This is a genomic window from Streptomyces sp. CO7 (genome assembly GCF_053474865.1).
Genome location: NZ_JBRIOU010000008.1, coordinates 72,789 through 79,729, shown reverse-complemented (window position 1 = coordinate 79,729; position 6,941 = coordinate 72,789). Strand labels below are relative to the sequence as shown.

Genomic DNA, 6,941 nt, shown 5'->3' with positions numbered 1-6,941 from the left:
GGGGGCCGGACGGGCCGGAGGTGCCGCGGCCCGCCGGTCCCAGCGGCGGGCCGGCGCGCGCCCGTCAGGCGGCCGGCAGCTCGGTGCCCCGCACCGCCTGGACGTCCAGTTCCACCCGCAGCGTGGTGCCGATGGCGGCGATGCCGGCCTGGACGATCTGGTTGTAGTTCATCGCGAAGTCCTCGCGCCGCAGCTCCGCGGTGGCCCGGAAGGCGGCACGGGTGCCGCCCCACGGGTCGGCGCCGGTACCGAGGTAGCTGAGGCTCAGGTCGACCGGGCGGACCAGCCCGCGCATGGTGAGCTCCCCGTGCACGGTCCAGCGGTCGGTGCCGGACGGGGTCAGGCCGTGCGACCGGTAGGTGATCTCCGGGTACTTGTCGACGAAGAGGAAGTCCTCGGAGCGCAGGTGCTCGTCGCGCATGCGGTTGCCGGTGTCGATCGAGGCGGCGGCGATCACGGCGTCCACCCGCGAGTGGACGACGTCGTCGGCGGCGATCTCCACGGTGCCGGCGAACTCGGTGAACCGGCCGCGCACGCTGGAGATGCCCAGGTGCTGGGCGACCGCGCCGACCGTGGAGTGCACCGGGTCGACGGTCCAGGGGCCGGGCGGCGGAAGCTCCTCCCCGCCCTGCCGGGCCAGGGTGACGGTGCCGACCTCGGCGTGCCCGGTGGCGGTGACGAGGGCGCTGGCGGCCACGGGGGCGTAGCCGACGGCGGTGACGATCACCGTGTAGGCGCCCGGCGTCAGGGCGGAGGCGTCCCGCACCACGCCCTCGGCGTCGGCCTCGGCGCGCAGGGCCTGGACGCCGTAGGCGTCGGTCAGCGTGACGACCGCGTGCGACACGGCCCATCCGTCCCGAGTCCGGACTCGTGCGGTCAAAGCCATCCCTTTATCTCCCTAAAAAGGCTTACAAATTGGCCGTGAAGAGGCAGAGAACGTCTGCGGCGAAGTACGGGCAGCAGGCAGAGGGCTGCCGGTGGTGGGAAAAGGACCGGCCGGTGGCAGGGCTCCCTCGGGAAGCCCTGCCACCGGCCGCGATCGCCTACTCGCCCGGGTGGGAGAGCTCGACGACGTGGTCCTCGACGTCCTGCCGGACGGCCAGGGTGGTGGCCACCGGCGGGTAGCCCGTGGCGATCACCGTGTAGTCGCCGCTGTCCAGGTCGGCGAAGGCGTACACGCCGTCCTCACCGGTGGTGGCGGTGGAGACCACGTTGCCGGCCGCGTCCAGGAGCGTGACCCGGGCGTCCGCCAGCGGGCCGTACGGCGAGCGCACGACGCCCCTGAGCTGCGAGCCCGCCTCCAGCACGGCCTCCACCCGGGTGACCCCGGTGGTGGCCACCTGGACCGGCAGGGCGCTGGGCCGGAAGCCGGCGGCGTTGACCGCGACGGTGACGTCGCCGGGGACGACCGCGGTGAAGGCGAACTCGCCCGCCTCGTCGGTGGCGCCGGTGGCGATCAGGTCGCCCCGCACGTCGGTCACGATCACCATGGCGCCCACCACCGGCTCACCGGTGGCCGCCGCGCGGACGACGCCGGTCAGACCGCTGGTGCCGCTCAGCAGGATGTCGTACGCCAGCGGCTCGCCGTTCACGGTGACCGTGGAGGCCTGCGGCTGGAAGCCGTCGGCCGAGGCGATCAGCACGTACGAGCCGACGCCGGGGACGTCCACCGCGTAGGCGCCGTCGGCCTGGGCGATGGCCCGGCCGAGCTGGCGCCCCTCCAGCGAGATCAGCGTGACCGCGGCGTGCGGCAGCGGGGCGCCCTCGCCGTTGCGGACGTGGCCGTGCACCGGGAGGCCGGTGCGCTCCACCGTGGCCGTGGCGGCCACCGCGGTGGCGGTGGCGGCGGCGACGGCACCGGCGGACGGGGCGGCGTGCTTCGGGCCGGCCGTGGCCGGGACCTCGTCGGCGCCATCGGCGCCATCGGCGCCATCGGCGGCCCCGTCGGCCAGGGTCGCGCCGGCGGTCTCGTCGAGCGCGGAGTGACGCTTCAGCGGAACTTCCTTGATGAAGAGCGTCAGGAAGAACGCGACCAGGGCGATCGGGGCGGCGAGCAGGAAGATGTCGGCGATGCCGTGGCCGTAGGCGCTCTCCATGAGCTCACGGACCGGGCCGGGCAGCGAGGAGAGGTCCGGGATGGAGTCGCTCGCGGACGCCGAGCCCATCGCCTTGGCGTACTTCGGGGGCAGGTCGGCGACGCCGTGCTTGACGTAGTCGGTGATCCGGTTGCCCAGGACGGCGCCGAAGGCGGAGACGCCCACCGTGCCGCCCAGCGAGCGGAAGAAGTTCGCCACCGAGCTGGCCGCGCCGAGGTCGCTGGGGGCGACCTGGTTCTGCGCGGCGAGCAGCAGGTTCTGCATCATCATGCCGACGCCGACGCCCATCACGGCCATGAAGATCGCGACGTGCCAGTACGGGGTGTCGTAGCGGATGGTGCCCAGCAGGCCGAGACCCGCGGCGAGCAGAAAGCCGCCGGAGACCAGCCAGACCTTCCACTTGCCGGTACGGGTGATGAGGTTGCCGGAGACGGTGGAGGAGACGAACAGGCCACCGATCATCGGGATGGTCAGCACGCCGGACATGGTCGGCGACTCGCCCCGCGCCAGCTGGAAGTACTGGGCGAAGAAGATGGTGCCGGCGAACATGCCGATGCCCACGAAGAGCGACGCGAGCGAGGCGAGCGCGACGGTGCGGTTGCGGAACATCCGCAGCGGGATGATCGGCTCGGAGACCTTGGACTCGACGAGGACGAAGAGCAGCGCGAGGGCGATCGAGCCGCCGACCATCGCGTAGGTCTGCCAGGAGTTCCACTCGTACTTGTCACCGGCGAAGGTGACCCAGAGCAGGAGCAGGCAGGTCGCGGCGGTCACCAGGGTGGCGCCCAGCCAGTCGACCTTGACCTTCCGCTTGACCACCGGGATGCGCAGCGTCTTCTGCAGCACGATCAGGGCGACCACGGCGAACGGGATGCCCACGTAGAAGCACCAGCGCCAGCCCAGCGACTCGGTGTCGGTGATGACGCCGCCCAGGAGCGGACCACCCACGGTTGCGACAGCGAACACCGCGCCGAGGTAACCGGCGTATTTGCCGCGTTCACGCGGAGCGATGATCGAGGCCAGGATGACCTGGGACAGGGCGGACAGACCGCCACCGCCGATGCCCTGGAAGACACGGAAGACGATCAGCGTCTCGGGGTTCTGCGAGAAGCCCGCACCCGCGGACGCCACGACGAAGATGATCAGGGCTATCTGGATCAGGAGCTTCTTGCTGAAGAGGTCGGCGAGCTTGCCCCACAGCGGGGTGGACGCCGTCATCGACAGCAGTGAGGCCGTGATCACCCAGGTGTAGGCCGACTGCCCGCCGCCCAGGTCCGCGATGATCCGCGGCATCGCGTTGCTCACGATCGTGGACGAGATCATCGCCACGAACATGCCGAGCATGAGGCCCGACAGGGCCTCCAAGATCTGCCGGTGCGTCATCTGGACGCCGCCGGAGGTCCCTCCCCCGAGCTCGGTGTTGGCCCGCACACCAGCTGGTGTGGTGGTTGCCATACGTTTCCCTTTGTCTACTGGGTGGTCTGTGCTGAACGGTCGTGCTGGTGCACGGCCGTGGTGTTCCGACGGCAGTCGCCGAAGCTCTGCCGGAAGCGCGTCATCAGCTCGGTGAGGCGGGCGACGTCCTCGTCGCTCCAGTCCCCGAGCCGTTCGGAGAGCAACGCGGTCGAGCGCTGCGAGAGCTCCGCCAACCGGTCCCGGCCCGCGTCGCTGAGGCGCAGGAGGCGGGAGCGCTTGTCGTCCGGGTCGGGCAGTCGTTCCACCCAGCCCAGGTCGGCGACGTGCGAGACGTGCCGGCTGCACACGGAGATGTCCACCGCGAGCAGCTCCGCGAGCCGGCTCAGGCGCATGTCCCCGTGACGCTCCAGGAGGATCAGGGGGCGGGCAGTCGGCCGGCAGCTGCCGGCCCAGTTCCCGCTTGACGGCGCCGACGGCGCTGAGCTGCCGCAGCAGCTCCTCGAACTGCGCCTGCCTGGCTATCGAGCCTCCCTGGGCCGCGCGTCGATCGTTGCGTATACCAACCGTAAGAAGGTTGGTTGCAGTAGGCAAATGAAAACGGTGTGGCCTACATCAAAACTTGGCAAAGGCAAGTATTGGCGAAAGTGAAGGTTGGGTAAGAGTGCAGGTCAGGGCCCGGACGGCCGGTCCGGGAGGGTTCCGGGGAAGGGGAGGGAGGCTTTCCCGAAGCGCTGCGTAGGCGCTCGGCGGGCGCCGGGCAGGTGCTGTGCGGGCGTCGGGCGGGCGTCGGGCGGGCGCGGCGGCGGCGTCACGTGGAGGCTGTGCGGGTGCCGCGGGGAAGCGCAGGGAACGCGCCGGGAAGGCTCCGGGGCGGTTCCGGGCAGGTTCGGCACGGGTTCCGGCCCGCACTTGGGCCGGGCACCCGCCATTCGCTAGGGTCCTGGCCATGGCTAACACCCAGGGCCCCCAGGGCAATTACGACCCGGCCGGCAGCACCCAGATGTTCCGCGCGTTCGTCGACGAGGCGCCGCAGGCGCGTCAGCAGCAGCAGGCGGCTTCCGCGGGACCCCGGATCGGCGTGATCATCGGCATCGTCGCCGTCGTGGCGGTCGTCGCCGCGGTGGCGTGGCTGGCGCTCGCCTGACACGCACGACGCGCCCCGGGTCCTGCCCGGAGCGCGGACGGACGACGCCGGGCCGCCGGAACCCGATGGTTCCGGCGGCCCGGCGTCCGTCGTTCTGCGGCTGTCCCGCGAGTGGGCGGGTCAGTCCGCGATGAGGCCCTCGCGCAGCTGGGCCAGGGTGCGGGTCAGCAGCCGGGAGACGTGCATCTGGGAGATGCCGACCTCCTCGCCGATCTGCGACTGGGTCATGTTGGCGAAGAAGCGCAGCGTGATGATCCGGCGCTCACGCGGGGGCAGCTTGGCCAGCAGCGGCTTCAGCGACTCCCGGTACTCGACGCCCTCCAGCGCGGTGTCCTCGTAGCCGAGGCGGTCGGCCAGCGACCCCTCGCCGCCGTCGTCCTCAGGGGCCGGGGAGTCCAGCGAGGAGGCGGTGTAGGCGTTGCCCACCGCGAGTCCGTCGACCACGTCCTCCTCGGAGACGCCCAGGACCGCGGCGAGCTCGGAGACGGTGGGCGAGCGGTCCAGCTTCTGGGAGAGCTCGTCGCCGGCCTTGGTGAGCGCCAGGCGCAGCTCCTGCAGGCGGCGCGGGACGCGCACCGACCAGGAGGTGTCACGGAAGAAGCGCTTGATCTCGCCCACGACCGTCGGCATCGCGAAGGTCGGGAACTCCACGCCGCGCTCGCAGTCGAACCGGTCGATCGCCTTGATCAGCCCGATGGTGCCGACCTGGACGATGTCCTCCATCGGCTCGTTGCGGCTGCGGAAGCGGGCCGCGGCGTAGCGCACGAGGGGGAGGTTGAGCTCGATCAGGGTGTCCCGGACGTAGGCGCGCTCCGGGCTGTTCTCGTCGAGCGAGGCGAGCCGCAGGAAAAGGGAGCGGGACAGCGTGCGGGTGTCGATGACGGCCGGGGCGGCGGCGGGCGCCGGGACCGGCGCCTCGTCGAGGCCCGGGACATTGTCGAGCGCGTCGGGCGCGGACGCGCTCTTCGTGAGCGTGAGCACCTTCGAGCTGCCCTGGTCTGCGGACATGCCACCCCCTTTTGGGTCGCGGACGGTCGCGGCCGGCGCTCCGTCGGGGAGCGCAGCCCTCACCTGAATACCGGAGCCTGGGTCCCGGCAAACACGCTTCCCGAAGAATGTCACAAGTCGGCAACGCGCTGTAGTGACTTGTCGACATGTGACCGGCGAATAGGCGCAGCACAGAGGCCGTATGACGACACGTCACGGCTCAACGGGGCACAGGGGGGCGCACCGTCGAATCCCTCCTGGGGATTATGCCTCGATCCTGTTTGCGGACCTCAGCCGTTGGAAGGATCGGGCCAGCAACCGCGACACGTGCATCTGGGAGACGCCCAGTTCCGCGCTGATCTGCGACTGCGTGAGGTTGTTGTAGTAGCGCAGCAGCAGGATGCGCTGCTCCCGCTCGGGGAGCTGGACCAGCAGGTGGCGGACCAGGTCGCGGTGCTCGACGCCGTCCAGCGCGGGGTCCTCGTAGCCGAGCCGGTCCAGCAGGCCGGGCATGCCGTCGCCCTCCTGGGCCGCCTCCAGCGAGGTCGCGTGGTAGGAACGGCCGGCCTCGATGCAGGTGAGGACCTCCTCCTCGGAGATCCGCAGCCGTTCGGCGATCTCGGAGGTGGTCGGGGAGCGGCCGAAGGCGGTGGTGAGGTCCTCGGTGGCGGCGTTCACCTGCACCCACAGCTCGTGCAGGCGGCGCGGGACGTGCACGGTGCGGACGTTGTCGCGGAAGTACCGCTTGATCTCGCCGACCACCGTGGGCATCGCGAAGGTGGGGAACTGCACGCCGCGGTCCGGGTCGAACCGGTCGATCGCATTGATCAGTCCGATGGTGCCGACCTGGACGACGTCCTCCATCGGCTCGTTGCGGCTGCGGAAACGGGCGGCGGCGTAGCGGACCAGGGGGAGGTTGGCCTCGATCAGGGCGCCGCGGACCCGGTCGTGCTCGGGAGTGCCCGGCTGGAGCTGCTTGAGCTGCCCGAAGAGGACCTGCGTGAGCGCCCTGGTGTCCGCGCCCCGGGTGCCGCGGGGGCGCTCGGTACGCGCGGGTCCGCCGGCGGGCTGCTCGGCCACGTGCTCGGCCGTGCGGTCGGCGGGCTGGTCGGTCACGCGCTCGGCCGTGCGGTCGGCGGGCTGCTCGGCCACGCGGTCGGCGGCGCGGTCGGCGGGCTGGTCGGTCACGCGGTCGGTGGGGCGGTCGGTGACGTGCTCGGTGGGGCGGTCGGCGCGCTCCAGGCACTCCACGGTCGCGGAGCGGTCGGTGCTCTCGGCGTGTGGGGCGGGTTCCTGGG

5 protein-coding genes and 1 pseudogene are annotated in these 6,941 nt (G+C 71.5%); 1 reads left to right on the top strand and 5 read right to left on the bottom strand.

Annotated features, from left to right (window positions below):
• Positions 1 to 64: 64 nt before the first annotated feature.
• From ACOV8S_RS25255 to ACOV8S_RS25245, 3 genes and pseudogenes are all read right to left on the bottom strand, one after another.
• Complete coding sequence (locus ACOV8S_RS25255; RefSeq protein WP_448320521.1) at positions 65 to 886, bottom strand: YceI family protein; 822 nt, start codon at positions 884 to 886, stop codon at positions 65 to 67.
• Positions 887 to 1,043: 157 nt separating this feature from the next.
• Positions 1,044 to 3,551, bottom strand: coding sequence for an MFS transporter (locus ACOV8S_RS25250; RefSeq protein WP_448320520.1), 2,508 nt, complete (start codon positions 3,549 to 3,551; stop codon positions 1,044 to 1,046).
• Between the two features lie 14 nt (positions 3,552 to 3,565).
• Positions 3,566 to 4,034, bottom strand: a pseudogene (locus ACOV8S_RS25245) (MarR family winged helix-turn-helix transcriptional regulator).
• A 424-nt stretch (positions 4,035 to 4,458) separates the two neighbouring features.
• Between ACOV8S_RS25245 and ACOV8S_RS25240 the strand changes: the two are divergent.
• The gene (locus tag ACOV8S_RS25240) at positions 4,459 to 4,656 is read left to right on the top strand and encodes a hypothetical protein (protein WP_382560968.1); all 198 of its coding nucleotides are present in this window, start codon (positions 4,459 to 4,461) and stop codon (positions 4,654 to 4,656) included.
• Positions 4,657 to 4,776: 120 nt separating this feature from the next.
• Here ACOV8S_RS25240 and ACOV8S_RS25235 read toward each other — a convergent pair whose 3' ends face one another.
• Positions 4,777 to 5,664, bottom strand: coding sequence for an RNA polymerase sigma factor SigF (locus tag ACOV8S_RS25235; RefSeq protein WP_108956324.1), 888 nt, complete (start codon positions 5,662 to 5,664; stop codon positions 4,777 to 4,779).
• Positions 5,665 to 5,907: 243 nt separating this feature from the next.
• Complete coding sequence (locus ACOV8S_RS25230) at positions 5,908 to 6,723, bottom strand: RNA polymerase sigma factor SigF (RefSeq protein WP_448320864.1); 816 nt, start codon at positions 6,721 to 6,723, stop codon at positions 5,908 to 5,910.
• Positions 6,724 to 6,941 lie beyond the last annotated feature (218 nt).